Source organism: Nocardioides nanhaiensis, from assembly GCF_039542785.1.
Classification (GTDB): Bacteria; Actinomycetota; Actinomycetes; order Propionibacteriales; family Nocardioidaceae; genus Nocardioides; species Nocardioides nanhaiensis.
Window position 1 is genome coordinate 726,885 of the sequence record NZ_BAABIM010000001.1, and the last position, 23,337, is coordinate 750,221.

Annotated in this window: 25 protein-coding genes and 1 pseudogene; 19 read left to right on the forward strand and 7 right to left on the reverse strand. The window is 71.7% G+C overall.

What is annotated here, in order from left to right:
* The 3 genes from ABD948_RS03510 to ABD948_RS03520 all read right to left on the reverse strand — a co-directional run bounded on the left by ABD948_RS03510 (window position 1) and on the right by ABD948_RS03520 (window position 2,842).
* Window positions 1-276 carry an acyl carrier protein gene (locus tag ABD948_RS03510; RefSeq protein WP_345262697.1) on the reverse strand — a complete coding sequence of 92 codons (276 nt, stop codon included), beginning with the start codon at window positions 274-276 and terminating at the stop codon, window positions 1-3.
* A 107-nt stretch (window positions 277-383) separates the two neighbouring features.
* Window positions 384-1,265: an SGNH/GDSL hydrolase family protein gene (locus ABD948_RS03515; protein WP_345262699.1), complete on the reverse strand. Its 882-nt coding sequence runs from the start codon at window positions 1,263-1,265 to the stop codon at window positions 384-386.
* Window positions 1,265-2,842 carry a tyrosine-protein kinase domain-containing protein gene (locus ABD948_RS03520; RefSeq protein WP_345262701.1) on the reverse strand — a complete coding sequence of 526 codons (1,578 nt, stop codon included), beginning with the start codon at window positions 2,840-2,842 and terminating at the stop codon, window positions 1,265-1,267. The genes ABD948_RS03515 and ABD948_RS03520 overlap by 1 nt, the downstream gene beginning before the upstream one ends.
* Before the next feature lie 233 nt (window positions 2,843-3,075).
* Here ABD948_RS03520 and ABD948_RS03525 point away from each other — a divergent pair, with 233 nt between their 5' ends.
* Window positions 3,076-3,207, forward strand: a complete 132-nt coding sequence (locus tag ABD948_RS03525) for a hypothetical protein (RefSeq protein WP_345262703.1) — start codon at window positions 3,076-3,078, stop codon at window positions 3,205-3,207.
* A 91-nt stretch (window positions 3,208-3,298) separates the two neighbouring features.
* Here the strand turns inward: ABD948_RS03525 and manA are convergent, their stop codons facing one another.
* Window positions 3,299-4,489 (reverse strand): mannose-6-phosphate isomerase, class I, encoded by a 1,191-nt coding sequence (gene manA, locus ABD948_RS03530; RefSeq protein WP_345262705.1) that lies wholly within the window; start codon window positions 4,487-4,489, stop codon window positions 3,299-3,301.
* Between the two features lie 132 nt (window positions 4,490-4,621).
* On the opposite strand from manA, the gene ABD948_RS03535 reads away from it, so the two are divergent.
* The 5 genes from ABD948_RS03535 to ABD948_RS03555 all read left to right on the forward strand — a co-directional run bounded on the left by ABD948_RS03535 (window position 4,622) and on the right by ABD948_RS03555 (window position 9,237).
* On the forward strand, window positions 4,622-6,412 hold the full coding sequence (locus ABD948_RS03535) for a DUF4012 domain-containing protein (RefSeq protein ID WP_345262707.1): 1,791 nt from the start codon (window positions 4,622-4,624) through the stop codon (window positions 6,410-6,412).
* 476 nt (window positions 6,413-6,888) lie between these two features.
* Window positions 6,889-7,353 (forward strand): DUF4395 domain-containing protein, encoded by a 465-nt coding sequence (locus ABD948_RS03540; RefSeq protein WP_345262709.1) that lies wholly within the window; start codon window positions 6,889-6,891, stop codon window positions 7,351-7,353.
* Window positions 7,354-7,387: 34 nt separating this feature from the next.
* A complete protein-coding gene (locus ABD948_RS03545) occupies window positions 7,388-8,236 on the forward strand; it encodes a sulfurtransferase (RefSeq protein WP_345262711.1) in 849 nt (282 codons plus the stop codon).
* Window positions 8,236-8,532: a DUF1416 domain-containing protein gene (locus tag ABD948_RS03550; protein WP_345262713.1), complete on the forward strand. Its 297-nt coding sequence runs from the start codon at window positions 8,236-8,238 to the stop codon at window positions 8,530-8,532. Before ABD948_RS03545 ends, ABD948_RS03550 begins: the two co-directional genes overlap by 1 nt.
* Before the next feature lie 135 nt (window positions 8,533-8,667).
* Entirely contained in the window at window positions 8,668-9,237 is a 570-nt protein-coding gene (locus ABD948_RS03555) for a hypothetical protein (protein ID WP_345262715.1), read from the forward strand.
* On the opposite strand, the gene larB is transcribed toward ABD948_RS03555, so the two are convergent.
* Entirely contained in the window at window positions 9,234-9,950 is a 717-nt protein-coding gene (gene larB, locus ABD948_RS03560) for a nickel pincer cofactor biosynthesis protein LarB (RefSeq protein ID WP_345262717.1), read from the reverse strand. The genes ABD948_RS03555 and larB overlap by 4 nt on opposite strands.
* A 3-nt stretch (window positions 9,951-9,953) precedes the next feature.
* Complete coding sequence (locus ABD948_RS03565) at window positions 9,954-11,372, reverse strand: lactate racemase domain-containing protein (protein WP_345262719.1); 1,419 nt, start codon at window positions 11,370-11,372, stop codon at window positions 9,954-9,956.
* A gap of 136 nt (window positions 11,373-11,508) precedes the next feature.
* On the opposite strand from ABD948_RS03565, the gene ABD948_RS03570 reads away from it, so the two are divergent.
* The 13 genes and pseudogenes from ABD948_RS03570 to ABD948_RS03630 all read left to right on the forward strand — a co-directional run bounded on the left by ABD948_RS03570 (window position 11,509) and on the right by ABD948_RS03630 (window position 21,514).
* Window positions 11,509-12,276: an ABC transporter permease gene (locus ABD948_RS03570; protein ID WP_345262721.1), complete on the forward strand. Its 768-nt coding sequence runs from the start codon at window positions 11,509-11,511 to the stop codon at window positions 12,274-12,276.
* A complete protein-coding gene (locus ABD948_RS03575; protein WP_345262723.1) occupies window positions 12,276-13,106 on the forward strand; it encodes an ABC transporter ATP-binding protein in 831 nt (276 codons plus the stop codon). Before ABD948_RS03570 ends, ABD948_RS03575 begins: the two co-directional genes overlap by 1 nt.
* Window positions 13,103-14,131, forward strand: a complete 1,029-nt coding sequence (locus ABD948_RS03580; RefSeq protein ID WP_345262725.1) for an ABC transporter substrate-binding protein — start codon at window positions 13,103-13,105, stop codon at window positions 14,129-14,131. The genes ABD948_RS03575 and ABD948_RS03580 overlap by 4 nt, the downstream gene beginning before the upstream one ends.
* Entirely contained in the window at window positions 14,128-15,069 is a 942-nt protein-coding gene (locus ABD948_RS03585; RefSeq protein ID WP_345262727.1) for an NAD(P)-dependent oxidoreductase, read from the forward strand. Before ABD948_RS03580 ends, ABD948_RS03585 begins: the two co-directional genes overlap by 4 nt.
* Window positions 15,070-15,120: 51 nt before the next feature.
* Complete coding sequence (locus ABD948_RS03590) at window positions 15,121-15,822, forward strand: GntR family transcriptional regulator (RefSeq protein WP_345262729.1); 702 nt, start codon at window positions 15,121-15,123, stop codon at window positions 15,820-15,822.
* Window positions 15,819-16,652: an ATP-dependent sacrificial sulfur transferase LarE gene (gene larE, locus ABD948_RS03595; protein WP_345262731.1), complete on the forward strand. Its 834-nt coding sequence runs from the start codon at window positions 15,819-15,821 to the stop codon at window positions 16,650-16,652. Before ABD948_RS03590 ends, larE begins: the two co-directional genes overlap by 4 nt.
* 1 nt (window position 16,653) lies before the next feature.
* Window positions 16,654-17,430 (forward strand): nickel pincer cofactor biosynthesis protein LarC, encoded by a 777-nt coding sequence (larC, locus tag ABD948_RS03600; RefSeq protein ID WP_345262733.1) that lies wholly within the window; start codon window positions 16,654-16,656, stop codon window positions 17,428-17,430.
* A 29-nt stretch (window positions 17,431-17,459) separates the two neighbouring features.
* The gene (locus tag ABD948_RS03605; protein WP_345262735.1) at window positions 17,460-18,608 is read left to right on the forward strand and encodes a mandelate racemase/muconate lactonizing enzyme family protein; all 1,149 of its coding nucleotides are present in this window, start codon (window positions 17,460-17,462) and stop codon (window positions 18,606-18,608) included.
* Window positions 18,605-20,050: an aldehyde dehydrogenase family protein gene (locus ABD948_RS03610; RefSeq protein WP_345262737.1), complete on the forward strand. Its 1,446-nt coding sequence runs from the start codon at window positions 18,605-18,607 to the stop codon at window positions 20,048-20,050. Before ABD948_RS03605 ends, ABD948_RS03610 begins: the two co-directional genes overlap by 4 nt.
* The gene (locus ABD948_RS03615) at window positions 20,043-20,423 is read left to right on the forward strand and encodes a YidH family protein (protein ID WP_345262739.1); all 381 of its coding nucleotides are present in this window, start codon (window positions 20,043-20,045) and stop codon (window positions 20,421-20,423) included. The genes ABD948_RS03610 and ABD948_RS03615 overlap by 8 nt, the downstream gene beginning before the upstream one ends.
* The gene (locus tag ABD948_RS03620) at window positions 20,420-20,734 is read left to right on the forward strand and encodes a DUF202 domain-containing protein (protein ID WP_345262741.1); all 315 of its coding nucleotides are present in this window, start codon (window positions 20,420-20,422) and stop codon (window positions 20,732-20,734) included. The genes ABD948_RS03615 and ABD948_RS03620 overlap by 4 nt, the downstream gene beginning before the upstream one ends.
* A 217-nt stretch (window positions 20,735-20,951) precedes the next feature.
* Window positions 20,952-21,218: pseudogene (locus tag ABD948_RS03625) on the forward strand (sulfurtransferase); the annotation flags it as partial.
* The gene (locus tag ABD948_RS03630; RefSeq protein WP_345262743.1) at window positions 21,218-21,514 is read left to right on the forward strand and encodes a DUF1416 domain-containing protein; all 297 of its coding nucleotides are present in this window, start codon (window positions 21,218-21,220) and stop codon (window positions 21,512-21,514) included. The pseudogene ABD948_RS03625 and the gene ABD948_RS03630, both read left to right, overlap by 1 nt.
* A gap of 629 nt (window positions 21,515-22,143) precedes the next feature.
* Here ABD948_RS03630 and ABD948_RS03635 read toward each other — a convergent pair.
* Window positions 22,144-23,022 (reverse strand): SGNH/GDSL hydrolase family protein, encoded by an 879-nt coding sequence (locus ABD948_RS03635; RefSeq protein ID WP_345262745.1) that lies wholly within the window; start codon window positions 23,020-23,022, stop codon window positions 22,144-22,146.
* Window positions 23,023-23,337 lie beyond the last annotated feature (315 nt).

A 23,337-nucleotide genomic window follows, 5' to 3' on the forward strand; every position in this document is an offset into this window, starting at 1 on the left:
TCAGAGGGCGGCGGCGGCAGACTCGCCGGCGTCGGCGCTCGCGCCGTAGAAGTCGAGCACCTCGCCCACGGTCTGCGGCATCTCGTCGGCGGCGCTGAAGGGGTCCTCGCCCAGCGCGTCCTCGAGCACGGCGGAGAGCTCGGCGGTCTCGAGTGAGTCCAGGCCGAGGCCGTCGGCGAACAGCGGTGTGGCGGCGTCGACGTCGGCGGGCTTCTTGGCGCCGGTGAGGAAGCTCTGCAGCGCGGCGAGCGCCTGGTCTCTGCGGGAGGTGGTCATGGGGGTCCGCCTTCGTTTCGTGCTCGTTCTCGGGGGAGGTCCGGGTGTGGGGGGTGGGTGCTCCTCCGGCCGGGCCCGGGGCCGGCGCGTGGTGCCGCTCGAGCACCCTAACGAGGCGGGGCCCCGAAGGTGCCGGAATGCGCGGCGTCGCTTCGCAGGGTCTCGGTGGCCGGCGCCAGATGCCCCTGCTCCGCCACCCACCCGGCCACCTCGTCGGCCAGTGCGGCGCCGAGCAGCCGGTGGGCGGCGGGGGTGAAGTGCGCGCCGTCGGGGTTGACGTCGACGCCGGTCGTCGTCAGCGGAGCGATCACCCGCTGGGTCTCGAAGAAGCGCACCTCGGGCCGCCCGACCCGCTCGACCATCGCGCGCAGCAGCCGGTTCATCTCCGCCATGCGCGCCCCCATGCCGGGGAACCACGACTCGTAGTTGGCCCCCGGCGGCGTCAGCTCCATCACCAGCACCAGCGGGCCGCCCACCATCAGGGCCCGGTCCACGAGCCGCTCGAGGTCGAGCACGGCGCGCCGTGCCCGCCGCTGGAAGACCTGCTCGGGCACGTGGGGGGCCACCCGCTGCTGACCGCGCGCCAGCAGCTGCCAGGCGGGCCGCACCACCCGTTGCCGGTAGGGGTCGCGCAGCGGCCCGGGTCGGGCGTTGATCTTCTGGGCGTGCCGCTGCAAGGCCCGCGGCAGCAGCAGGTGGATGCACTCCATGTGGCCGTAGTGCAGCACCACGGCGTCGGGGCTGAAGTTGACGACGTCACGCGGCCAGCCGGCGAGCCCCTCCTTCGGGTGCTCGGCGGCCAGCGAGGTGTCGTGCACGACGGCGGTCCAGCCGGCCGCCGTCAGCTCGCCCTCGAGCACGCGGGGGTAGGCGACGTCGTGCCGTGCGCCGCCCATGTAGCTGATCCAGTTGACGGTGGAGGCGCCCTTGGTCAGCACCCGCACCGGAGAGGCCAGGGCGCGGTGCCCCTGGGTGGCCGATTCCGTCATCAGCTCTCGACGCGCGGGCGCCGGTCGCTCTCAGCGCGGGCCAGCAGCTCCTCGGGCGTGACCGGCGAGCCCTGCGGCGTGGCCACGGCGTCGCCCACCTCGCGCGTGCGCCGCGGGGTCTCGGTCCGCTTGGCGGCCTTGCGCTCGGCCCGAGACGGCTTGGCCGACCGCTCGGCCTTCGAGGGTTTGGGCGCCTTGGCAGCCTTGCCGGCCCGGCCCTTGCGACCGCTCGAGGTGTCCTCGTAGTAGTAGTAATAGTAGGAGCCGGTGGAGCGGCGCGGGATCATGTTGACGACGACGCCGGAGAGCCGGCCACCCACCTGGTTGAGGCGTCCGATGGCCTCGGCCACCTGGTCGCGGGTGGTCTTGCCGTGCTTCACCACGAGGATCACGCCGTCGGCGAAGGTGGCGAGCACGGAGGCGTCGGCCACCGGCAGCAGCGGCGGGGCGTCGATGATGACCATGTCGTACTCGCCGGCCAGGCGCTTGACGAGGTCCTGGGTCACCTTGGACTGCAGGATCTCGGTGGGGTTGGGCGGCTTGGCGCCGGAGGCCAGCAGGTGCAGGCCGCTGGGCTCGTGCACCTGGATGGCGTCCTGGACGTCGGTCTGGCCCACCAGCACGGTGGTGAGGCCGACGGCGGCGTCGAGCCCCAGCTGCCGGGCCACGCGGGGGCGGCGCAGGTCGGCGTCGATGACCAGCGTGCGGCGTCCGGTCTGCGCGAGCGCGAGCGCGAGGTTGACCGAGGTCATCGTCTTGCCCTCGCCGGGGATCGCGCTGCTGATCACCAGGCAGCGGGGCTGGGCGTCGAGGTCGAGGAACTGCAGGTTGGTGCGCAGCAGCCGGAACGCCTCGGTGCGGGGCGCGAAGGAGCCGAGGTCGGTGAGCAGCGGGCTGCCGCTGATCTCCTTGTCGAACCCGATGCTGGCCAGCACCGGCGCGTCGGTCACCTCGCCGATGTGCTCCTGGCTGCTCACGGTGCGGTCCAGCAGGTCGCGGGCCACGGCGGTGCCCAGGCCCACGAGCAGGCCGATGATGCCGGCGACCGCGAGGTTGATCGCGGTGCGCGGGCTCACCGGTGTCGCGCTGTAGGAGGCCTCGTCGGTGACGGTGGCGATGATCTGCGCCCGGTCGCCGCCCTCGGGGGTCTCCACCTGGGCGAGGTACTCGGCGTAGGCCGAGGAGAGCCAGTCGGTGATCTGCTGGGCCTGCCGCGCGTCGGCGTCGCGCACGGTGAGGGTGATGATCGAGGTCTGCTCGGAGACGTTGGCGCTCACCCGCGAGGCCAGCTGCTCGGGGGAGTCGGCCAGGTCGAGGTCGTCGATCACGTCGTCGAGCAGGTCGGTGCTGGTGGCCAGGTCGGCGTAGCTCTCCACGCGCGACTGGATGAGCACGCCCGAGGTCACGGCGTCGACGCCCTCGGTGGCGTTGACGGTCACGAACACCCGCGCGCTGGACTCGTACATCGGCGTCGCGCGCCAGGAGAGGAACCCGCTGATGGCGAGCGCCACCAGGGTGAGGGCCAGGATCGCCAGCCAACGGCGGCGGATCACCGAGAAGAGCTGCTTGAAGTCCACGTGTCAGGGGTGCCTTTGCGTCGCTGTGGGGGGATGACGGGGGCGGGTCGTGCTCCGCTGGCATCGTAGGGCTCCTGGAGCCCCGGGGACGGCGTAACGGAGTCGCTGCGCCGGTACAACGCGCGGGAGGGCCTGCGGTTAGGGCCGGGTCATCTGCGCCATTCCCTCGTGCTCACGCCGCCCATGCCCCACAATCTCCCCGGGAGCATGTCGACGAGCCTGGGAGCGTGGACATGGCACAACGACGCCGGCCGAGTCCGGTCGTCCAGCGACGCCGCACGATGTGGATGCAGACGGTCGGCATGACCTTCCTGGTCACCGGGACCGCGATCATGATCTACCTGTCGCTCAAGGGCAGCCGCTGACGACCCCCCTGCTGGTCGAGCCGTGAGGAGCGCCAGCGACGAGCGTGTCGGAACCCGGTGACCCGACCGCCCTCCCGCAAGGACCGACTGCTCAGGCGAGGTCGACCAGCCGCGAGTGCACCGCGCGCCGCGCGGGCTCGAAGGCCTGGGCCACCTCGCCCAGCCCCACGATGACGACGTCGCGGTCGTCGGGGCTGAGGTAGAGCGACTCGCCGCGGGTCAGCAGCACGGACTGGCCCTCGCGGTTGCGCACCTCCACCTCGCCGCCGGTGCAGATCAGCAGTGAGTGGGGGGCGTCGACGACGGAGACCCGCTCGGGCTCGGCGTGGCTGACCTGGGTGACGGCGAGGGCGAACTCGACGTCGGCGGGGCTGAACACCTCGGTGTCGGCGAGCACGAACTCGGGGCTGACCCGCGCGACGCGGGCCATGCCGGTCTCGCCGAGGCAGGTGACCAGGCCCTCGGGGTCGACGTGCTTGTCGGTGAGGCCGGCGCGCAGCACGTTGTCGCTGGAGGCCATCACCTCCAGGCACAGGCCCTTGAGGTGGGCGTGGATGATGCCGGCCTCGAGGTAGGCGGCCTCGCCGGGCTGCAGCGTCATCCGGTTCATCATCAGCGAGATCACGACGCCGATGTCGTCGGGGAAGTGCTCGGAGATCTCGACAGCGGTGGAGTAGGCGCGCTTGATGTCCATGCCCAGGCGCCCCAGGGCGCGGCAGGCGCCCACGACCTCGCCGACCTGGGCAGCAGTGACCTCCGAGGAGAGCAGCCACTGCACGCGGCGCACGATGCCGGAGAAGCCGGGGTCGGCGCGCAGGTCGTCGGCCAGGCGCTGGGTGAGCGGGGTGCCGAGAGGCGCGAGCACGCGCAGGATCTCGACGGTGGGCCGGAACCCGATCAGGCAGTCGAAGGTGGTCAGCGCGTAGACCATCTCGGGCTTGTGGTTGGCGTCCTTGTAGACGCGGTGGGGGGCGTCGAGCGGGATACGAAGCCGCTCCTCCTCGGCGTAGCCGTCCTCGGCCTGGCTCTTGCTGGGGTGCACCTGCAGCGAGAGGGGCCGGTCGGCCGCGAGCACCTTGAGCATGAACGGCAGGTCACCGGCCAGGTCGGGCAGCGGCTTGACGTCGCCGCCGGCGTCCACGGCCATCGAGGGCTGCAGCTGGTGGGTGCCGATCCACACTTCGGCCACGGGCTTGCCGTCGGCGCGCTCGCCGAGGAAGCGCGGGATGGCGTCGGGGGAGCCCCACGAGTAGTTCTGGACGCCGTTGCGCAGCCGGTGCATGCGGTCAGGCTAGGTGACGGCGAGCCGGCCGCGACTGCTAACGCCGAGGATGGATGCTCGTTGTGACGACGACCCCACTCGCCGAGGAAGCCACCCCCGTGACCACCCCCCATCCCGCCACCCCCGCCGCCGGTGGCTGAGCGCCGACGCCGCCGCCGCGGCGCCACGCGTCGCCGTCGGCTGCGCCGTGGCGGCCTGGTGACGCTGGCGATCGTCGTGGTGCTGGGCGGCTGGGCGCTGTGGACCGCGCGCGGGGTCTACGAGGACCTGCAGACCGCCGAGCAGCAGGCCCGCGTGGTGCGCGCGGCGCTGGGGGAGGGCGACGTCGAGCGCGCCGAGCGGGCGCTGGGCCAGCTGCGCGAGGCCAGCGACTCCGCGGCCGACCGCACCGACTCGCTGCCCTGGGCTATCACCGAGCGGGTCCCGTTCCTGGGTGACGACGCCGCCGCGCTGGCCACGGTCAGCTCGGTGCTCAGCGAGGTGGCGCGCGACGGCGTCGAGCCGCTGCTGGCCTCGGCCGCGCAGGTGACCGGTGACGCCTACGCGCCCAGCGGCGGGCAGTTCCCACTGGAGCAGATCGCGGCGCTCGAGGAGCCAGCCGAGCAGGCCAACGCAGCCTTCGTGAAGGCCACCGAGCGGTTGGCCGAGCACGACCCGGGCGACCTCGTGGGTCCCCTGGCCACCGCCTACCTGGGCCTGCGCGACCAGGTGGCCTCCGGCGCGGAGGCGCTCGACGTCGCCGCCCGGGCCGCCCGCCTGATGCCGTCGTTCCTGGGTGCCGAGCAGGACCGCCGCTACCTCTACGTCTTCCTCAACAACGCCGAGGCGCGCTCGGGAGGCGGGCTGCCGGGCAACGTCTCGCTCGTCGAGGCGAAGGACGGTGCCGTCGACCTCGTGGAGCAGAGCTCGGGCGCGGCGTTCGGGCGGCGCGACGAGCCGGTGCTGCCGCTGAGCGCCGAGGAGGAGGCGCTGTACGGCACCCAGCTGGGCACCTTCTTCTTGGACGCCAACTTCACCCCCGACCTGCCGCGCGCCGCCGAGCTGTGGCGGGCGCACTGGCAGGAGCGGTTCGGCGGCGAGCTCGACGGCGTCTTCACCGTGGACCCGGTGACTCTGAGCTACCTGCTGGAGGCCACCGGCCCGATCACCGTGCAGGGGGTGGAGCTGAACGCCACCAACGTCGTCGACGTGGTGGAGTCGCTGGTGTACCTCAACCAGCCGGACCCGCTGGTGCAGGACGAGTTCCTCAACCAGGTGGCCGAGACCGCCTTCGACGCCTTCGCCGACGGCGCGGGCGACCCGGTGGGGCTGATCCGCGGCCTGGTGCGCGGCGTGGAGGAGGGTCGGGTGCGGCTGCACTCCTTCGACGCCGAGGACCAAGCGGTGGTGGCCGGGACGGCGATCGCGGGGGAGCTGACGCCGGCCGACCCGACCCGCCCGCAGGTGGGCGTGTACCTCAACGACGGCACGGGCTCGAAGATGAGCTACTACCTCGAGCACCAGGTGGAGGTGGCGGCGCTGGACTGCCAGCGCAACCGCCAGCGCCTCTCGGGGCGCCTGGTGCTCACCAGCACCGCACCCGCCGACGCGGCCTCCCTGCCCGAGGCGGTGACGGGCTACGACGTGGTGAAGCGCGCGGAGATCGAGCGCGGCCAGCAGGCGGTGGTGGTCCAGCTGATGGCGCCCGCGGCCAGCCGGGTGAGCAACGTGGTGCTCGACGGCGAGCCCACCCCCGACCCCGTGCTCACCGACCTCGCCGGCCGCCCCGTCCTGCCCCTGACCGTGGTGCTCAGCCCGGGGCAGCGCTACGAGGTGACCTGGCAGATGAGCACCGCCGCCGGCCAGGACGGGGACACCGACCTCGAGGTCACTCCCGGCCGCCTCCCCACCACCAGCAACGCCACCATCTCCACCGCCTGCTGATTTCCCGTACCGAGGCTCGGTGAGCCGACCGCCCTCCCGCCACCACCACTAGTCGCAGCCCTCGCAACATTCGTTCGCGCCGTCGTTCGATGCCGGCAATGTGCGGAGGCCAGGCTGTCGCCATGGCCTCAGGAAGACTCACCCGGCTGCGACGGCGAGTGCGCTGCCGTCTCAAGCACGGGCGCGCGTGCCCGCACGTCGCCGGCTTCCACTGACGGGGGCGCACACACGTGCATCTCACATGATGGAAGCACTGCTCACCATGTGGACCCTCGCGTTGGGGTCACCCGCCCCTGCCCCTACCGTTGAGCCCATGCTCACGACCTGGCTGACGAAGCGGCGCGCAGTGGACCACTGCCGCACGCGCTCGTCGCTGTGTCGGCACTCCTGAGCGCGCCCGAGCTCTATCTCTACTGACTCAGTAGGATACGAAGGCACGCAGACGAGTCATTCCCGTCTTCCCCAGGAGCAGTTCCATGAGCAGTCCCCTCAGCAGTGCCCAGGTCGATCCCCGCGGCCAGCGCTTCGCTGCGACCATCACGGTCGTCGTGCTGGCCGCCGTGCTGCTCACCGCGCCGAGCACGCTGGCCACCGTGCTGCTGGCCCTCCAGACGGCGCTCTTCGCGCTCGCCGTCGCCGTGGGGGTTCAGCGGACGCCGTACGCGTGGCTGTACCGCACGCTCGCGCGGCCGCGCCTGGGCCCGCCGGCCGAGCTCGAGGACGCCGCCCCGCCCCGGTTCGCGCAGGGCGTGGGCCTGGTGTTCGCCGCGGTCGGCCTCGTCGGGCTGCTCACCGGCGTGACCACCCTGGGCCTGGTGGCCACCGGCTTCGCGCTGGTCGCCGCGCTGCTCAACGCCGCCATGGGCTTGTGCCTGGGCTGCGAGCTCTACCTCATCGTCCGTCGGGTCACCGGCGGCTCGCTGCTCACCAGCAGCAACTGACCCGATCTCCCCAGAGAAGCAAGAAAGGCATCACATGTCCCGCGAGAACTCCCTCGTCACCGCCCAGTGGGTGGAGGACCACCTCGACGACCCGAGCATCGTGCTCGTGGAGGTCGACGAGGACACCGCCGCCTACGACAAGGGCCACATCAAGGGCGCCATCAAGCTCGACTGGACCACCGACCTGCAGGACCAGGTGCGCCGCGACTTCGTGAACAAGCAGCAGTTCGAGGCGCTGCTCTCCGAGAAGGGCGTCGGCAACGACCACACGGTCGTGCTCTACGGCGGCAACAACAACTGGTTCGCCGCCTACGCCTACTGGTACTTCAAGCTCTACGGCCACCAGGACGTCAAGCTGCTCGACGGCGGTCGCAAGAAGTGGGAGCTGGACTCCCGCGAGCTCACCGACGAGGTGCCCACCCGCGAGAAGACCAGCTACACCGCGCAGGAGCAGGACCAGTCCATCCGCGCCTTCCGCGACGAGACCGTGGCCGCCATCGGCACCCAGAACCTGGTCGACGTGCGCAGCCCCGACGAGTACGCCGGCCGCCTGCTGGCCCCGGCCCACCTCCCGCAGGAGCAGGCCCAGCGCGCCGGCCACGTGCCCACCTCGATCAACGTGCCGTGGAGCAAGGCGGCCAACGACGACGGCACCTTCAAGTCCGACGACGAGCTGCGCCAGATCTACGGCGACGCGGGTCTGGACGACGGCAAGGACACCATCGCGCTGTGCCGCATCGGTGAGCGCTCGAGCCACACCTGGTTCGTGCTCAAGGAGCTGCTGGGCCACGAGAACGTCAAGAACTACGACGGCTCGTGGACCGAGTACGGCTCCCTGGTCGGCGTCCCCGTGGCCCTCGGCGACGAGCCGGGTGAGGCCTGATGTGCGGCGCGACCGAGGGCGGGCTCTCGCTCGACGGCGTAGACGTCAAGAAGGAGGCCATCATCCAGGGCCAGGTCGTGCGTGAGGGCGAGCCCGTGGGCAACGCCTACGTGCGCCTGCTGGACCGCTCGGGTGAGTTCACCGCCGAGGTCCCGACCTCGGCCACCGGCCACTTCCGGTTCTTCGCCGGTGAGGGTGAGTGGACGCTGCGCACCCTGGCCCCCAAGGCCGACCCGGTCGACAAGACCGTGCACGCGCACGTGGGCGACATCGCCGAGGTCACGATCCCGCTCTGACCTGAACTGTTATGACGACGAGGGCCGCGACCACCAGGTCGCGGCCCTCGCGCCGTTTCGAGGGAGCGGCCCCGCCCACCCCCCGTTCCGTGCGTTCCCGAGCGGCAACCCGAGGAGCCCACCTACCCTCGCCCCATGTCGCCTCATCCCTCGAACCACCTCGTCCGACGCACTCACGGAGGGTGGCGACTGGCCTCGGTGCTCGGTGGCCTGCTCATGGCGGCCCTGATGATGTCGAGCGGGGTGCAGGTCTCCGCGCACGCGACGGCACCGACGGACGCCGCCCAGGCGGCAGCCGCCCCGACCGCTGCGAAGAAGGGGATGACCGGCCAGGAGTACTGGCGCTTGAACGACACCTGCCGAGGTGAGTCCGACCCTGCTGTCTACCGACCGGCCTGCCGCAAGCGCGACCGGTTCCTGAAGACCCAGGGACGCCGCGTCGCCGCGAAGTTCCACCAGGCCTGGAAGCGTGACGATCGCGCCACGATGCGTCGGCTGACAGCCCCGAGCTCACGCTACGCGCTCCAGATGTTCAAGGACCGACCTGCCAGGAAGACGGCACCCGACTGCAGCTACAGCGGGTCCTGGTACTGCTTCTTCAAGGGGGCGGACGGCTACTGGGTCGGTGCGCGCTTCGAGGTCACCCGGTACGAGTACCCGCGCCTCCCCAGGTGGCAGATGACGGGTGCGGCTCCCGACGCCTAGACGGGCTGTCGGGCCCTCGCGGCAGCCCGCGCCACGCGCGCCGCGTGCACGCCGGCTCCGTACCCGTTGTCCACGTTGACGACGACGACGCCGGGCGCGCACGAGCTCAGCATCGCGTGCAGGGCCGTGACGCCGCCCTCCGCGACGCCGTAGCCGGTGCTGGTGGGCACCGCCACGAGGGGCGTGCCGGTCAGGCCGCCGACGACGGAGGGCAGCGCACCCTCCATGCCGGCCACCACGATCAGGCAGTCGGCGTCCTCGAGCCGGTGGGCCACCGCGAGCAGCCGGTGCAGACCCGCCACGCCGACGTCGTCGATGCGCTCGACCTCGGCGCCGTGCACTGCGACCGTGGTGGCGGCCTCGGCGGCGACGGGTCCGTCCGCGGTGCCTGCGGCCAGCACCAGGACCCGACCGGTCGCGGGCGGCAACGGCCCGAGCACGACGGTCCGCGCCTGGTCGTCGACGACGGCCCCGGGCAGGCAGGTGCGCACCGCCTCGCGCCCAGCGTCGTCGACGCGCGTGGCGAGCACCTGGCGCTCGGGGTGGTGCTGGTGCAGTCGGCGCAGTGTTGCGACGACCTGGCTCGGTGTCTTGCCCTGCCCGTAGACCACCTCCGGGTCACCGGTGCGGGCGGCGCGCTCCAGGTCCAGCCGCGCCCATCCCAGGTCGTCGACCCGGGGCGCCCCCGAACGGTCCTGCTGAACACTCGTCATGGCTCAGGCGCGCTCGCTCGTCAGGTGGAACGCCGGCTGCGAGAGTCGCGGAACCGCCAGCACCCGGGGGGTGTGCCCCAGGATCGCGGTCGTCTCGGCCAGTGCCTCCTCGACCGTCGCGGTGGTGCGGGCGCCCATGCCGCGGGCGAGACCCGGGTTGCGGGCGCCGGCCACGTAGATGGCGGAGCTGTGCTCGCGGGCGATGCCGCCCATGTAGATCATCGAGAACGCGTGGAAGGGGTGGTACCCGAACTGGTGGCGGTACTGGTAGACCCACTCGGGGTCGGTGGCCATCGCCTCCTGGTGCGCGGCCATGTCGGCCGGGTGCTGGCACGACTGCAACCGCTCGTAGGCCTCGCGGTAGGGCGGGAACTCGCTGTCGTTGAACCAGCCGTCGCACACGGCGGCGGCGATGACGACCGGCTTCTCCACCAGCGCCTTCTTGGCGCGGACCACGCTCGCGCCGATGGCCTGCATCATCAGGATCGGGTTCGAGCCCATCCCGGCGCCGTAGTGGAAGTTGCGGGGCACGCCGATGACGAGCACCTCGGCGGGCTCGCCCGGCACCTGGAGGTCGGTGCGGGCGGTGGCGAGCGGCCATGAGGCCTTCTCGACCTCGGGGATCGAGCCGGCGTAGACGCCGAGCTGCCGTGACCGGCTGTCGAGCACCGCGTCGATGCTGAAGAACGGTTGCGGCATCGCCTCCTGCATCCGCTGGCCGATGGCGGTGAGCTGCTCGCGGAAGCGGCTGCCGGTGGAAGCGGGCACGAAGTCGTCGCGGTAGAGGCTGCGCGGCGCGTGGTGCGAGGCGATGCTTCGCCACGAGGTCAGGCCGGTGCTCGGCATCTTGTAGCCACCGCTGAAGCCGCCGTACGGGTTGCCCGCGGTGTGGCCGATGAGGATCGTCAGGTCGGACTCGGCCAGCGCCTTGTTCATCGCGACGGGGTCCCCGAGCTCCGAGGTGCCGAGGTCGACCATGCCCTGGGGGTCCTCGGCGTCGTGGTTGACCAGGTTGGCGGCCGGCACCGACTCGACGACGTCGCGGCCCAGGTAGTCCACGAACTCGTCGTGCCGGTTCTTGCGGTGCAGGCCGATGGCGCACACGAGGCGGATGTCCTCGCGCCGCACGCCGGCCTGGTCGAGCTCCTCGAGCAGCAGCCGCATAGAGGTCTTGCGGTGCGCGGTCTCCTGCGTGCCCCCCTTGACGCGGTCGGGGAAGGCGATGGTGACCGTGCTGCCCGCGGAGACCAACCCGCGGATGGGCTCGCTGCCCAGCGGCGAGGCCAGCGCCGCACGGGTCGCGGCCACCGGGTCCTCCAGCGGCGGCGGCTCGTGCGTCGCCGTCTCGGGTCGGACGACGACCGCGTCGTCGGGGAGGGAGGCGGTCAGGGCCCCGTCGCCGTACTCGAACTCGACATCCATGTGAACTCCGATCGGTGTGAACCCTTTGACGATCTACACATTACATGCAATCGTGGTGCTCGTCACACGCCGTCACCCGGGGCACGCGCCTCGCCGCCGGCTCTGTTCATCGACAGTCCACCGAAAGGCGTGACCTGTGTCCAAGATCTGGGGGCGCATCCTGTGGCCCTTGGCGGGCTTCGGTTCCTTCGTGCTCGTCTGGTACCTCGTCGCCGTCTCGGGGGTCATGCCCCCGGGGCAGCTGCCGCGGCCCGACGAGGTCGTCGGCACCCTGGCCACCCAGTTCCGCGATGACGACCTGCTGCTCGACGTGCGGCTCAGCGTCCTGCGCGTGCTCATCGGCGTGGCGGTCGGCTGCTCGCTGGCGCTGCCGGTGGGCTTCCTACTGGCCTGGTACACCCCGCTGCGGCAGATGTTCGACCCGCTCTTCAGCTTCTTCCGGGCCCTGCCGCCGATCGCGCTGATCCCGCTGGTGATCATCTACCTCGGCATCGGCGAGCAGGCGCGCCTGTTCATCCTCATCTACGCCGCGTTCTTCGCCTCCGTGGTCGTGATCTACGAGGGCATCGCCTCCACCGACGAGATCTACGTGCGGGCTGCCCGCTCGATGGGCGCCTCGGAGATGGAGCTCTTCCGGCGCGTGATCGTCCCCCTGGCCGTCCCGCAGGTGCTGGTCGCCGTCCGGGTGGCGGTCGGCGTGTGCTGGGCGACCCTGGTGGCGGCCGAGCTGATCGCGGCCCAACGCGGGCTGGGTGCGTCGATCCAGGACGCGGCCAACTTCTTCCAGATCGAGATGGTCTACGGCGGGGTGGTGCTCATCGGCCTCTCCGCGCTGGTCATGGACCGCCTGCTGGCGGTCGTCATGAAGCGTGCCGTGCGGTGGCAGGACAGGGTGGGTGGCTGATGAGCGAGCACAGGCTGGACGACGGCGCGATCGCGACCGGGGTCCCCAAGATCCACTTCGACGACGTGCGGATCGGCTTCGGCAAGGGAGCCAAGCGCAAGGAGGTGCTCGACGGCGTCTCCTTCGACGTCCGCAGCGGCGAGTTCGTGAGCGTCCTGGGGCCGAGCGGGTGCGGCAAGTCCACGCTGCTCACCCTGGCCGCCGGGTTCGCGAAGGCCGACGCCGGCTCCGTCGAGATCGACGGGAGCCCGGTGGTGGGCCCGCACCACGACCGTGGCGTGGTGTTCCAGCAGTACGCGATCTTCCCGTGGCTGACGGTGCGCAAGAACATCGCCTTCGGCCTCACGCTGCGCGCCAACCGGCACAACAAGGCCGACATCAACGCCGCCACCGACCGCTACATCGACCTGATGGGGCTGCGCGGCTTCGAGGACGCGCTGCCCAAGACGCTCTCGGGCGGCATGCGCCAGCGGGTGGCGATCGCCCGGGCGTACGCCACCAACCCCAGCGTCCTGCTGATGGACGAGCCGTTCGCGGCGCTGGACGCGCAGACGCGCGAGTTCATGCAGGAGCTGCTCCACGAGGCCAACCTCGAGGAGCAGCGCAGCGCCATGTTCATCACGCACTCGGTCGAGGAGGCCATCTTCCTCAGCTCGCGGATCGTGGTGCTCAGCAACCGGCCCACCCGGGTCCACGAGATCCTCGACGTCCCGGTGCCGATGCCCCGGACCGCCGAGTCGCGTACCTCGCCGGAGTTCATCGAGCTCCGCCGCCACCTCGAGGAGGTCATGCGCAGCATGTCCTCGTTCACCCATGGAGGAACCCCGTGAAGCGCACACTCATCACCCTGGCTGCGGCCGCAACGCTCGCTCTCGCCGGCTGCGGCGCGCTCGACGAGACACCCGAGAACGAGGAGGCGGCCGAGGGGGCCACCACCGTCAAGGTCGGCTACCTGCACACGATCGCCGTCGACGACAAGCTGCACTACGGCCTCGAGAACGGCTACTTCGCCGACGAGGACATCAACATCGAGGCCACCCAGTTCGACACCGGCATCGCGGTCAGCCAGGCGCTGGCCAGCGGCGCCATCGACGTCGCGATCATGGGCGGCGTCACCTCCAACTTCCCGGCGCAGGGCCAGGGCAAGATCTTCATGGTCAACTCCATCGAGACGGCCACCGCGCGGCTCTACGTGCAGCCCGACTCCGGCATCGAGTCGGTCGAGGACCTGCCCGGCAAGTCGCTGATCACCACCGAGGGCACCACGGCCGACGTCTTCCTCAACGCGGCCATGAAGGCAGCGGACGTGGAGCGCGACTCCGTCGAGGTCGTCAACGCCGCGATGCCGGACGCCGTCCAGGCCTTCGTCTCCGGGTCCGTGGACGCCATCGCGCTGTGGGTGCCCTTCGACCTGCGGGTCAAGGAGGGCATGCCCGACGCCGTCGAGGTCGACAACGCCGGCAACTACGAGGAGGCCGCCGTCGCCGACGGCTGGATCGCCAACAACGACTGGTACGAGGAGAACGAGGAGGCCATGGCCGCGATCATCCGCGGGTGGCTCACCAGCAACGAGGCGTTCCAGGAGGACCCCGACGCCGCGCTCGCCGAGGTGCACGAGGTCGCCTACGAGGGCCAGGCCACGATCGAGGACCTCGAGTACCAGGTGCAGTTCCAGGAGAACAACTCCAACGCCGACTGGGTGCAGATGTACGAGGACGGCACCGTCTCCGACGTCATCGGGACCGCCGAGCAGGCCTACGTCGACCTGGGCGGGCTGCCGGAGTTCGTCGACCCCGACGAGTTCTTCGACACCTCCCTGTTCATCGAGACGGCGCGGGAAGCCGGCGTCGAGTGACCTCGGCTGTGGAGAGCACTGATCTCGGCCCCGCCGGCATGGCTATCGGCGTCGTCGGTCTCGGGGCGATGGGCCTGCGCCTGGCCACGGGTCTCGTCGACGCAGGTGCGCAGGTCACGGCCGTCGATCCCTCGCCGGAGGCGGCGACGCGTGCCGGCGAGGCCGGCGTGACCGTCGTCCCTGCGGCCGCGGACCTGGCCGGCTGCGAGGTGGTGGTGCTCTCGCTGCCGACGCCGCGCCTGGTGCTCGACGTCGTCACCCAGCTCGCCGACGCCGCTGCGGCGGCCGGCGCACACCTCACCGTCCTCGACACCAGCACCGTCGGCCCGGCCGACGCCCGCGCGGCCGCCGAGGTCGCGGCCGCCCGGGGGCAGGTGTACGCCGACACCCCGATACTGGGGCGCCCGGAGTCCGTGGGGCGCTGGACCTTCCCCGTCGGTGGCTCGGCGGAGACGGTGGCCCTCGCGCAGCGGGTGCTGGCGCCGGTCGCCGGGCTCGTCGAGGGTGTCGGCGACGTCGGGGCCGCCTCGGCCACGAAGGTGCTCAACAACCTCATGCTGGGCACCATCAACGCCGTCACCGCCGAGCTGCTGGTGCTCGCCGACGCCGCCGGGCTCGACCCCGGCCGATGGGTCGACCTCGTGGTCGGCTCCGGGGCCGCGTCGGTGAGTCCGCTGTTCCGCGACGTCGCCGCGCGCGCCGTCGACGGCGACTTCGAGCCCACGTTCACGGTGCAGCTGATGCACAAGGACAACAGCCTGGCGCTGGATCTGGCCGATCAGCTGCGTGTCCCGATGATCACCGGGACGGCCGCGCAGCACCTCAACACGATGGCGCTCTCCGCCGGCCACGGGGCCGAGGACTCGATCGCCGTCGTCAAGGTCCTGCAGACCATCACCGGGCGCGACGTCCGACGGCACGCCCACCGCACCACCTGAGACGATCCGCCCGGAGTCCCGGGCAGCGGCACCCTCACGACAGGAGTCCCCATGGCACTCGGCATCCAGCGCTCGCGGCTGGCCGACCAGGCCTACGAGCTTCTCAAGGAGCGGATCCTGACGCGCCAGCTGCTGCCCGGGCAGCGGCTCAGCGTGCCGGCCATCGCCGAGGAGCTGGGGCTGAGCCGCAGCCCGGTCCGGGAGGCGGTCCAGCGCCTGGTGCAGGAGGGTCTCGGCACGGAGCGGCCGCACTCGGGCGCCGTCGTCGCCTCCGCCGACCTGCCGGCGCTCATCGACCTCTACCAGGTGCGCGCCGAGCTGGAGGGGCTCTCCTCCGAGCTGGCTGCGGTGGCCGGCGACGCGTCCCTGGTCGCGGACCTGGAGGTCGTCCAGGACCAGCACGAGGCCGCCCATGCGTCCGGGGTCCGCTCGCAGATGATCCGCGCCGACGTCGACTTCCACGCCCGCATCCTCAGCGCCGCCGGCAACCCCCAGCTGACCCGGATGCTGCAGCCCGTGCTGCACCGGATGCTGCTCGGCATGCTCGAGGCCGACCGCGACTGGCCGGTCCAGGCCATGGCCGAGCACCGCGAGATCATCGCGGCCCTGCGTGCTGGGGACGCCGAGGCCTCGCGCCGGCACATGGTCGCCCACGTCCTGCGGGTGCGCACCGACATGCAGAACAAGCTGCGGCAGCTCGCCGCCACCTCCGAGGGGGCGCTGCCGGCGTCCTCCGCCCAGGAGGTGTCGTGAGCGCCCTGCCGGACCTCCACCCGGAGGCCCAGCCGGCCGACCTGGAGGAGCTCGCCCACCGCTTCGCCGCCACCATCGAGGGGGCGCGCGCCGTCGCCGTCGCGTTCTCCGGTGGCGTGGACTCCTCGGTCACCGTGGCGCTGGCGGTCCGCGCCCTGGGCCGCGAGCGGGTGACGGCCGTGATCGGCGTCAGCCCCAGCCTCTCGCAGGCCGAGCTGCAGCAAGCCCGCGCGACCGCACGCTCGCTGGGTGTCGAGTGCCGTGAGGTGCCCACGCACGAGCTGGACGACCCCGACTACGTGGCCAACCGGGGCAACCGCTGCTACTTCTGCAAGTTCGAGCTGTACACCCAGGCGTTCGGCGAGGGTGTCGACGCCCTGGGCTGTGACGTCTTCGTCAACGGCGACACGGCCGACGACCACCGTTCCCCCGACCGACCCGGCCGGCGCGCCGCCACCGAGCTCGGCGTGCGCTCGCCGCTGGCGGAGGCCGGCATCGGCAAGGCCGAGGTGCGTGCCCTGGCCCGCTCTCTCGGCCTGGCGGTGTGGGACAAGCCGTCGGCGCCGTGCCTGGCCAGCCGCGTGCCGGTGGACACGCCGGTGACCCGGGAGCGGCTCGCCCAGATCGAGCGGGCCGAGGCCGGCCTGCGCGACCTCGGGCTGCGCCGCCTGCGCGTGCGCCACCACGGCTCCACGGCGCGGATCGAGCTGGGGCCGGAAGAGCTGGCCGCGGTCCAGGGGCCGGGTGTGCGCCACCAGGTGCTGAGGGCGGTGACGGACGCCGGGTACGGCGACGTCGAGATCGCCGACCGCGCACTGGAGCGCAGCTGAGGTGCCGTCCCTCGCCCTCCAGTGCGCCAGCGGTGCCAGCGGCGACATGCTGCTGGGAGCGTTGCTGGACCTCGGGGCCTCGCTGGAGCGGGTGCGTGCCGGCGTCGCGGCCGTGGCCCCCGAGCCGGTCGAGATCACGGTGGAGCCGGTCCGGCGAGCCGGCTTCGCCGCGCTGAAGGCGCACGTGCGTGTCGCCGAGTCGCACCACCACCGGGGTTGGAGCCACGTGCGCGACCTGATCACCGCCGCCGGGCCGGAGCTCGACGACGGCGCCCGGCGTCGCGCGCTCGAGACCTTCCGGCTGCTCGCGCAGGCCGAGGCACGCGCCCACGGCGTGGGCCTCGACGAGGTGCACTTCCACGAGGTGGGCGCTCTCGACGCGATCGCCGACGTCGTCGGCGTCTGCGTGGCGCTCGAGGACCTGGGCGTCGACGAGGTGCATGCCGACGTCGTCGCGGTGGGGTCGGGCCAGGTGCGGACCTCGCACGGCCTGCTGCCGGTTCCGGTCCCGGCGGTCCTCGAGCTCTTCGCCGGCACGGACGCGGTGCTGGAGGCGGGGCCGGTCCGCGCCGAGCTCTGCACGCCGACCGGTGCGGCCCTGCTGGTCGCCCAGGTCGGTGCCTGGGGCGCCCCACCCCCGGCGACGGTCGTGAAGGTGGGCGTGGGCGCGGGCAGCGCCGACCACACGAGGAGCGCCAACGTCGTCCGAGCGATGCTCGTCGAGCCCGTGCCGCAGCTGGCGGCGACGCCGCTGCCCTCACCGGCGGTGGCCCGATGAGGACGGCCGGGAGCGACACTGCGCTGCACGTGGATCGCGTGCGCCTGTCGGTGCTGCGCGAGCCCCTGACCGCCCCGGTGGAGATGTCGATCGGCGTGCTCGAGGCACGCCACGCCTTCCTCGTCGAGGTGGAGGTCGAGGGTGTCTGGGGCATGGGCGAGGTCTGGGTCAACCACCCGGCGTGGGCCTGCCACGAGCGCCTGCAGACCTTCCGCCACGGGGTGCTCCCGCTGCTGCGGGGGCGCGACGTCAGCGACCCGGCCGCACTGCTGGACGACCTGGCGCGGGTGCTCCTGCCGCGGGCGGAGCAGGCAGGAGCGGTGGGGCCGATCTGGCACGTGCTCAGCGGACTCGACATCGCGCTGTGGGACGTGCTCGCCCGGCGGCGGGGCCTCTGCCTCGCCGAGCTGCTCTCGCCCGGGCAGGCGCCCCCGCCGTCGACGGTGGAGGTCTACGCCAGCGGCATCGGCCCGACCCGGGTCGAGGAGCTCTGCGCGGAGGCCCGCCGGCAGGGGGTGCGTGCGGTCAAGGCCCGGGTCGGCTTCGGGGCGGCCACCGACACCGCCACGCTCACCACCATCCGCGCCACGCTGGGTGAGGAGGTGGCGCTGTACGCCGACGCCAACCGGGCGTGGACCTTCGAGCAAGCCGTCGAGATGAGCGCCGTGCTGCGCGACCTGGACGCCGCCTGGGTGGAGGAGCCCCTGCGCGACGACCGGCCCGACGAGCTGGCCCGGCTCTCGCACGCGACTGGTCTGCAGATCGCGGCGGGGGAGAATCTGTACGGCCGGTCGGCCTTCGAGCAGTACCTCGGCCACGGGCGGTTGACGCTGATCCAGCCCGACCCCGCGAAGTCGGGGGGGCTGTCGACCACCGCGGCGGTGGCCCGGGCCGCCGCCCCGCACGGGGTGCTCGTCTCACCCCACTGCTACTCCGGAGGAGTCGCCCTGGCAGCCTCGGTGCAGGTGGCCGCGGCCTTCGAGAACGTGCCCATGGTCGAGCTCGACGTGCAGGCCAGTGCGCTGCGCACCGAGCTGCTGGACGAATCATGGCAGGTGCGCGACGGCCGGGTGCGGGTGCCGCCGGGCCCCGGCCTGGGGGTGGCGATCGACTTGGAGACCCGCGCGCGGTACGCGGTGCTCGAGGAGGAACACGTCGTGGGAGGAGCAAGAGCATGAGGCCGACGACCACGCCCGACGGCATCGCGGCGCTGGTGGCGGGCGACCTGGTCGCCAGCCCGGAGCGCACCTGGTCCACGGTGCTCCACCCCCACGACGGGGCCGTCGTCGCCCGGGTGGGCGCCGCCTCCACCGCTGACGTCGAGGCCTGCGTGCAGGCGGCGGGGCGCGCCGCCGAGGGGTGGCGCGCGGTGCCGGCCGGAGAGCGGGCGCGCGCCCTGCGTGCGCTGGCGGCCGACCTGCGCGCCGCCGCCGAGACGCTGGCCACCCTGATCGTCGCCGAGAGCGGCAAGCTGCGGGCGGAGGCCCTCGCCGAGGTGGACCTCTCGTGCCGCTACCTGGAGTGGTTCGCCTCCATCACGCCGGACGGCGAGCCGCGCCAGACGACGCCGGCCGCGCGGGTGGCGCTGACTCCCGTCGGGGTCGTCGCGGCCGTGACGCCGTGGAACTTCCCGCTCTCGATCCCGGTACGCAAGATCGCTGCTGCCCTCGCCGCAGGGTGCCCCGTGGTCCTGAAGCCCTCGCCGCTGGCGCCGGCTACTGCTGTCGACCTGGTGCTGCGGTGCCAGCAGCACCTTCCGCCCGGTGTGGTGGGGCTGGTGCTCGGGGGTCGCGAGGAGGGGCTCGCGCTCGCCGGCTCCGCTGGGGTGCGGGCGGTCTCGTTCACCGGGTCCACCGAGGCCGGCGTGCACCTGGCCACGCGTCTGGCCGCCACGCTCACCCGCAGCGTGCTCGAGCTGGGCGGCCGGGCGCCGGCCATCGTTCTGCCCGGCAGCGACCTGGAGCGTGCCGCCGACACCCTGATGGTGGCCAAATTCCGGAACAACGGCGCCTCCTGCATCGCGGCCAACAACGTCTTCGTGCACGAGAGCCAGCTCGAGCCGCTCATCGACGTGCTGGCCGACCGCGTGCAGGCGCTGCAGAGTGGCGACCCGGACGACGCCGCCACCACCCTGGGCCCACAGCGGACGCCGGAGCACGCACGAACGATCGCGGGGCTGGCCGCACAGGCGGAGAGGGGCGGCTGTCGCGTCGTCCGCAGCGCCCCGGTCGACGAAGACTCGGGCTGCCACACCCCGGCCGCGCTGGTGCACGCCGACCGCGAGATCGAGAGCTGGGAGCGTGAGGTCTTCGGGCCGCTGCTCCAGGTGCGTGGCTTCCGCGACGTCGACCGGGTGGTGCAGGAGGTCAACGAGTGGCAGCGCGGCCTGGGGGGCTACGTGGTCGCCCCGGAGCAGGAGCACGCCACCGCGCTCGCGCGGCGACTCCGGATCGGGATCGTCGGCATCGACACAGGCACCCCCAACTCACCCGAGGTGCCGTTCGGCGGCTTCGACCTGGCCGGTTGGGGCCGAGAGGGGTCCATGCCGGGCCTGGAGGCGTTCCTCGAGCACCAGACCCTCGCCTACGGCCCTCCGGTGACCGGTGACGACCATGGGTGAGGGCACCTCCGCAGCGCGGACCCGTGCGCGCCGCCCCCGGTCGGTCTACGAGGCCGGCACCGAACCCGACTACCGCTTCAGCCTCGCCAACGAGCGCACCTACCTGGCCTGGATCCGCACTGCGCTCGCGCTGATCGCCGGGGGAGTGGCGGCCGAGGTCGTCGGCCTGGGCGACCAGGAGGCGCTGGGCCGGGTGCTGGCGGTCGTGCTCGTGGTGCTGGGCGTCGCGTGTGCTGTGTTCTCGGGTGTCCGCTGGGCGCGGGCGGAGCGCGCGATGAGGTTGTCCCAGCCGCTACCGGGCTTCGCCCTGGTGGCGGTGCTGCCGCTGGGTCTCGTGCTGCTGGGCGTGGTGCTGGGGGCGCTGCTCTGGTGACCACCCCCGACCCGGCCATGGACCGTGGTCTGCAGAACGAGCGGACTGCGATGGCCTGGCGGCGCACAGCCCTCTCCCTAATGATTGCGACAGCGACCATGACCAAGGTGACCGCCTCAGCGTGTGGTGCGGCTGCTGGGCTGTGGCTGCTGGTGGGCACGGTGGGTGGGTTGGTGATCCTCGTGGAGTCCAGCCACCGCTACTCGGCCCGTCGAGCGGACGCAATCACGCAAGCGCCTGGGTGGTCGGTACTGATCGCCTCGGGGACGGTGGCCATTATGGGGCTGCTCTCCCTGGCGCGCATGGTGTGAGGGGTCTCACCGCTGGTTGAGCTGTGAGGCGCCCCAGCGCCGAGCGGGTCGAAACCCGGTGAGATGAAGTGCTGCCGCACCCAAAGCCCGCTGATCGAGGTACGAAGAGCGCGAGCGACGAGCCACGAGATCCGGCGAGATGGCCCGCGGCCCGAGGCCACACCCTGCTGATCAAGTTGCAAAGGGCGCCAGCGCCGAGCCCCGAGATCCGCGGAGATCCGCGCCTCCCATCAAGGCGGCCAACGACGTCGGCACCTTCAAGTCCGACGACGAGCTGCGCCAGATCTACGGCGACGCGGGTCTGGACGACGGCAAGGACACCATCGCGCTGTGCCGCATCGGTAAGCGCTCGAGCCACAAGTGGTTCGTGCTCAAGGAGCTCCTGGGTCACGAGAACGTCAAGAACTACGACGGCTCGTGGACCGAGTACGGCTCCCTGGTCGGCGTGCCGGTGGCCCTGGGCGACGAGCCGGGTGAGGCCTGATGTGCGGCGCGACCGAGGGCGGGCTGTCCCTCGACGGTGTGGACGTGAAGAAGGAGGCCATCATCCAGGGCCAGGTCGTGCGTGAGGGTGAGCCCGTGGGCAACGCCTGCGTGCGGCTGCTGGACCGTTCGGGTGAGTTCACCGCCGAGGTCCCGACCTTGTCGACCGTTCACTTCCGGTTCTTCGCCGGCGAGGGGGAGTGGACGCTGCGCACCCTGGCTCCCAAGGCCGACCCGGTCGACAAAACCGTGCGTGCGCACGTCGGTGACATCGCTGAGGTCACGATTCCGATCTGAATGGACCTTGTGCTGGATAGTGGGGGCCGCGACCACCAGGTGGCGGCCCTCACTCTGATGCGGCCGCCAATCCCTCCGGGACGCGCCGAAGGCAGCAATAACACCACGCGCGAGTCGCCTAGCGGCCTTCGTGGCGGAAGGCCTACTGGTAGCGATCCGCGGCTTCCCCCGCAGTTGTGCACGTGGCGCAACGTAGCCTCCGGGCCGGCACAATTTGGCTGACCTGTCAGTGAACACAGTCATCGGCCAGACCGTTGCCCAAGGCAGGCCAAAGTCGACGCCCTGAATCGCCACCACGCTTACTCAGCAGACCACCTCCACCCACGCCTGGGCCGCCGTGGGCAACCAGACCGTGCAGTTGCTCACCGACCGTAAGCCCCTCCGCCTGGCCTTCAACACGTGGCTGCGCGACGGGGCTGCCGCCAACGCTAGAAAGATCGTGCAGGCGACGGGTGCATCCGGCGCAAGGGCCGTGTGCGGCGGGCAGACGGGCCACCCGCTCGCTGGCTGGGTCGAACTTCCGACGTCGCCGAGTCAGCGCGCGACTGCGCCGATTACAAGGCGGGCTAGATGTACTGACCACGGACGGCACGCACCCGAACGCGACCGGCCATGCATGAGGCGCGTGGTCAGCGCGCCGTGGTCCGGCGGGTCGGCAACAGAGGCTCGAGCGCGTCACGCACGGTCTCGAACCACAGCACGTAGCCCTTGGGCGTGGGGTGGAACTTCGTCTTGTCGATGAGGCTCTCCGGCTGGCCGGTCTCCTCGAACGCCGCGAAAACGTCGACGAACATCGCTCCGGTCTCCTCGGAGTAGAAGTCGATCTGCCGCGACACCGAACGCATGGCGGAGTCGCGGTTGCTGTTCTTCTCGGGGTTCTGCTTCATCAGCAGCACGCCCATCTCGGGGTGCTCGCGAACCAACGGGTCCATGACCCGCAGCACCCCCTCGGCGTAGTAGTCGCCCGCCGGGAAAACATTGTGCCCGTGGTTGACGATCAGCAGGTCGACCCGCTTGCCGTCGAGCGGGTCCATGGTCTCGGACAGGGTCTCCTCGGTGTAGTCCCAGCCCTTGCCTCCGGCCGAGGCGTTGTAGACGTTGATCGGGGCGCCGCCGCCTCCGACTAGCTCAAACGGCTTGTAGTAACCTTGGCCGCCGTCCTCGGTGGTGAACCACTGCGTGAACGAGACCGCGCGGCCGGTCTTCTCGCCCAACCAGGCCATCAGCTGCCGCTGCCAGCCACGCTCGCTGATGCCGGTGGAGTCGCCGACGATGAAGATGTTGAAGGGCCGCGCCTCAGCCAGCCTGTCGAACACCTTCTCCATTGAGGGGACTCCCGCCAGATCAGCGCGCTCCGGCGCGAGCTGCACGGGCCGTGCCCGGTAGCCAAGTCCCTCGCCGTCGCCTGAGCCGCCCTTGCCGGGCGGGTTGAGCGAGACGTACCCGGCCGCGATCAGGACGACCGCAAGCACGAGCAGCAGGCCAATGCTTCTGGCGGTCCGAGTCATGCCCGCGAGTGTAAGTCGGATCGGCCACGCGCTCTGCCCTCGGTCGGGAATGCGTGGCAGGCAGCCCATTGCACCGGTGCTGGATCAAGTTGTGGTCGGCAGCCGTCCAGTTCCGTAGCTCATTGCCGCTATCGCAGGCTGGGCAGCCACCCAACTCTGGCCAAGACCTTAGAGCCGCAAACGGAGGGTACGTGCTCACTTTGATCAACGTGCTTTAGCGCAAGGCGGCCAACGACGACGGCACGTTCAAGTCCGACGACGAGCTGCGCCAGATCTACGGCGACGCTGTCTGGACGACGGTAAGGACAGAACTCC

What these genes read in the sequence shown, in the direction of transcription:
- ABD948_RS03545 (WP_345262711.1), top strand. Translation starts at nt 7,388, where the DNA reads ATGTCCCGCGAGAACTCCCTCGTCACCGCCCAGTGGGTGGAGGACCAC.
- ABD948_RS03555 (WP_345262715.1), top strand. Translation starts at nt 8,668, where the DNA reads ATGTCGCCTCATCCCTCGAACCACCTCGTCCGACGCACTCACGGAGGG.
- ABD948_RS03630 (WP_345262743.1), top strand. Translation starts at nt 21,218, where the DNA reads ATGTGCGGCGCGACCGAGGGCGGGCTGTCCCTCGACGGTGTGGACGTG.
- manA (WP_345262705.1), bottom strand. Translation starts at nt 4,489, where the DNA reads ATGCACCGGCTGCGCAACGGCGTCCAGAACTACTCGTGGGGCTCCCCC.
- ABD948_RS03590 (WP_345262729.1), top strand. Translation starts at nt 15,121, where the DNA reads ATGGCACTCGGCATCCAGCGCTCGCGGCTGGCCGACCAGGCCTACGAG.
- ABD948_RS03510 (WP_345262697.1), bottom strand. Translation starts at nt 276, where the DNA reads ATGACCACCTCCCGCAGAGACCAGGCGCTCGCCGCGCTGCAGAGCTTC.
- ABD948_RS03525 (WP_345262703.1), top strand. Translation starts at nt 3,076, where the DNA reads ATGGCACAACGACGCCGGCCGAGTCCGGTCGTCCAGCGACGCCGCACG.
- ABD948_RS03540 (WP_345262709.1), top strand. Translation starts at nt 6,889, where the DNA reads ATGAGCAGTCCCCTCAGCAGTGCCCAGGTCGATCCCCGCGGCCAGCGC.
- ABD948_RS03615 (WP_345262739.1), top strand. Translation starts at nt 20,043, where the DNA reads ATGGGTGAGGGCACCTCCGCAGCGCGGACCCGTGCGCGCCGCCCCCGG.
- ABD948_RS03575 (WP_345262723.1), top strand. Translation starts at nt 12,276, where the DNA reads ATGAGCGAGCACAGGCTGGACGACGGCGCGATCGCGACCGGGGTCCCC.
- ABD948_RS03610 (WP_345262737.1), top strand. Translation starts at nt 18,605, where the DNA reads ATGAGGCCGACGACCACGCCCGACGGCATCGCGGCGCTGGTGGCGGGC.
- larB (WP_345262717.1), bottom strand. Translation starts at nt 9,950, where the DNA reads ATGACGAGTGTTCAGCAGGACCGTTCGGGGGCGCCCCGGGTCGACGAC.
- ABD948_RS03565 (WP_345262719.1), bottom strand. Translation starts at nt 11,372, where the DNA reads ATGGATGTCGAGTTCGAGTACGGCGACGGGGCCCTGACCGCCTCCCTC.
- ABD948_RS03550 (WP_345262713.1), top strand. Translation starts at nt 8,236, where the DNA reads ATGTGCGGCGCGACCGAGGGCGGGCTCTCGCTCGACGGCGTAGACGTC.
- ABD948_RS03515 (WP_345262699.1), bottom strand. Translation starts at nt 1,265, where the DNA reads ATGACGGAATCGGCCACCCAGGGGCACCGCGCCCTGGCCTCTCCGGTG.
- ABD948_RS03635 (WP_345262745.1), bottom strand. Translation starts at nt 23,022, where the DNA reads ATGACTCGGACCGCCAGAAGCATTGGCCTGCTGCTCGTGCTTGCGGTC.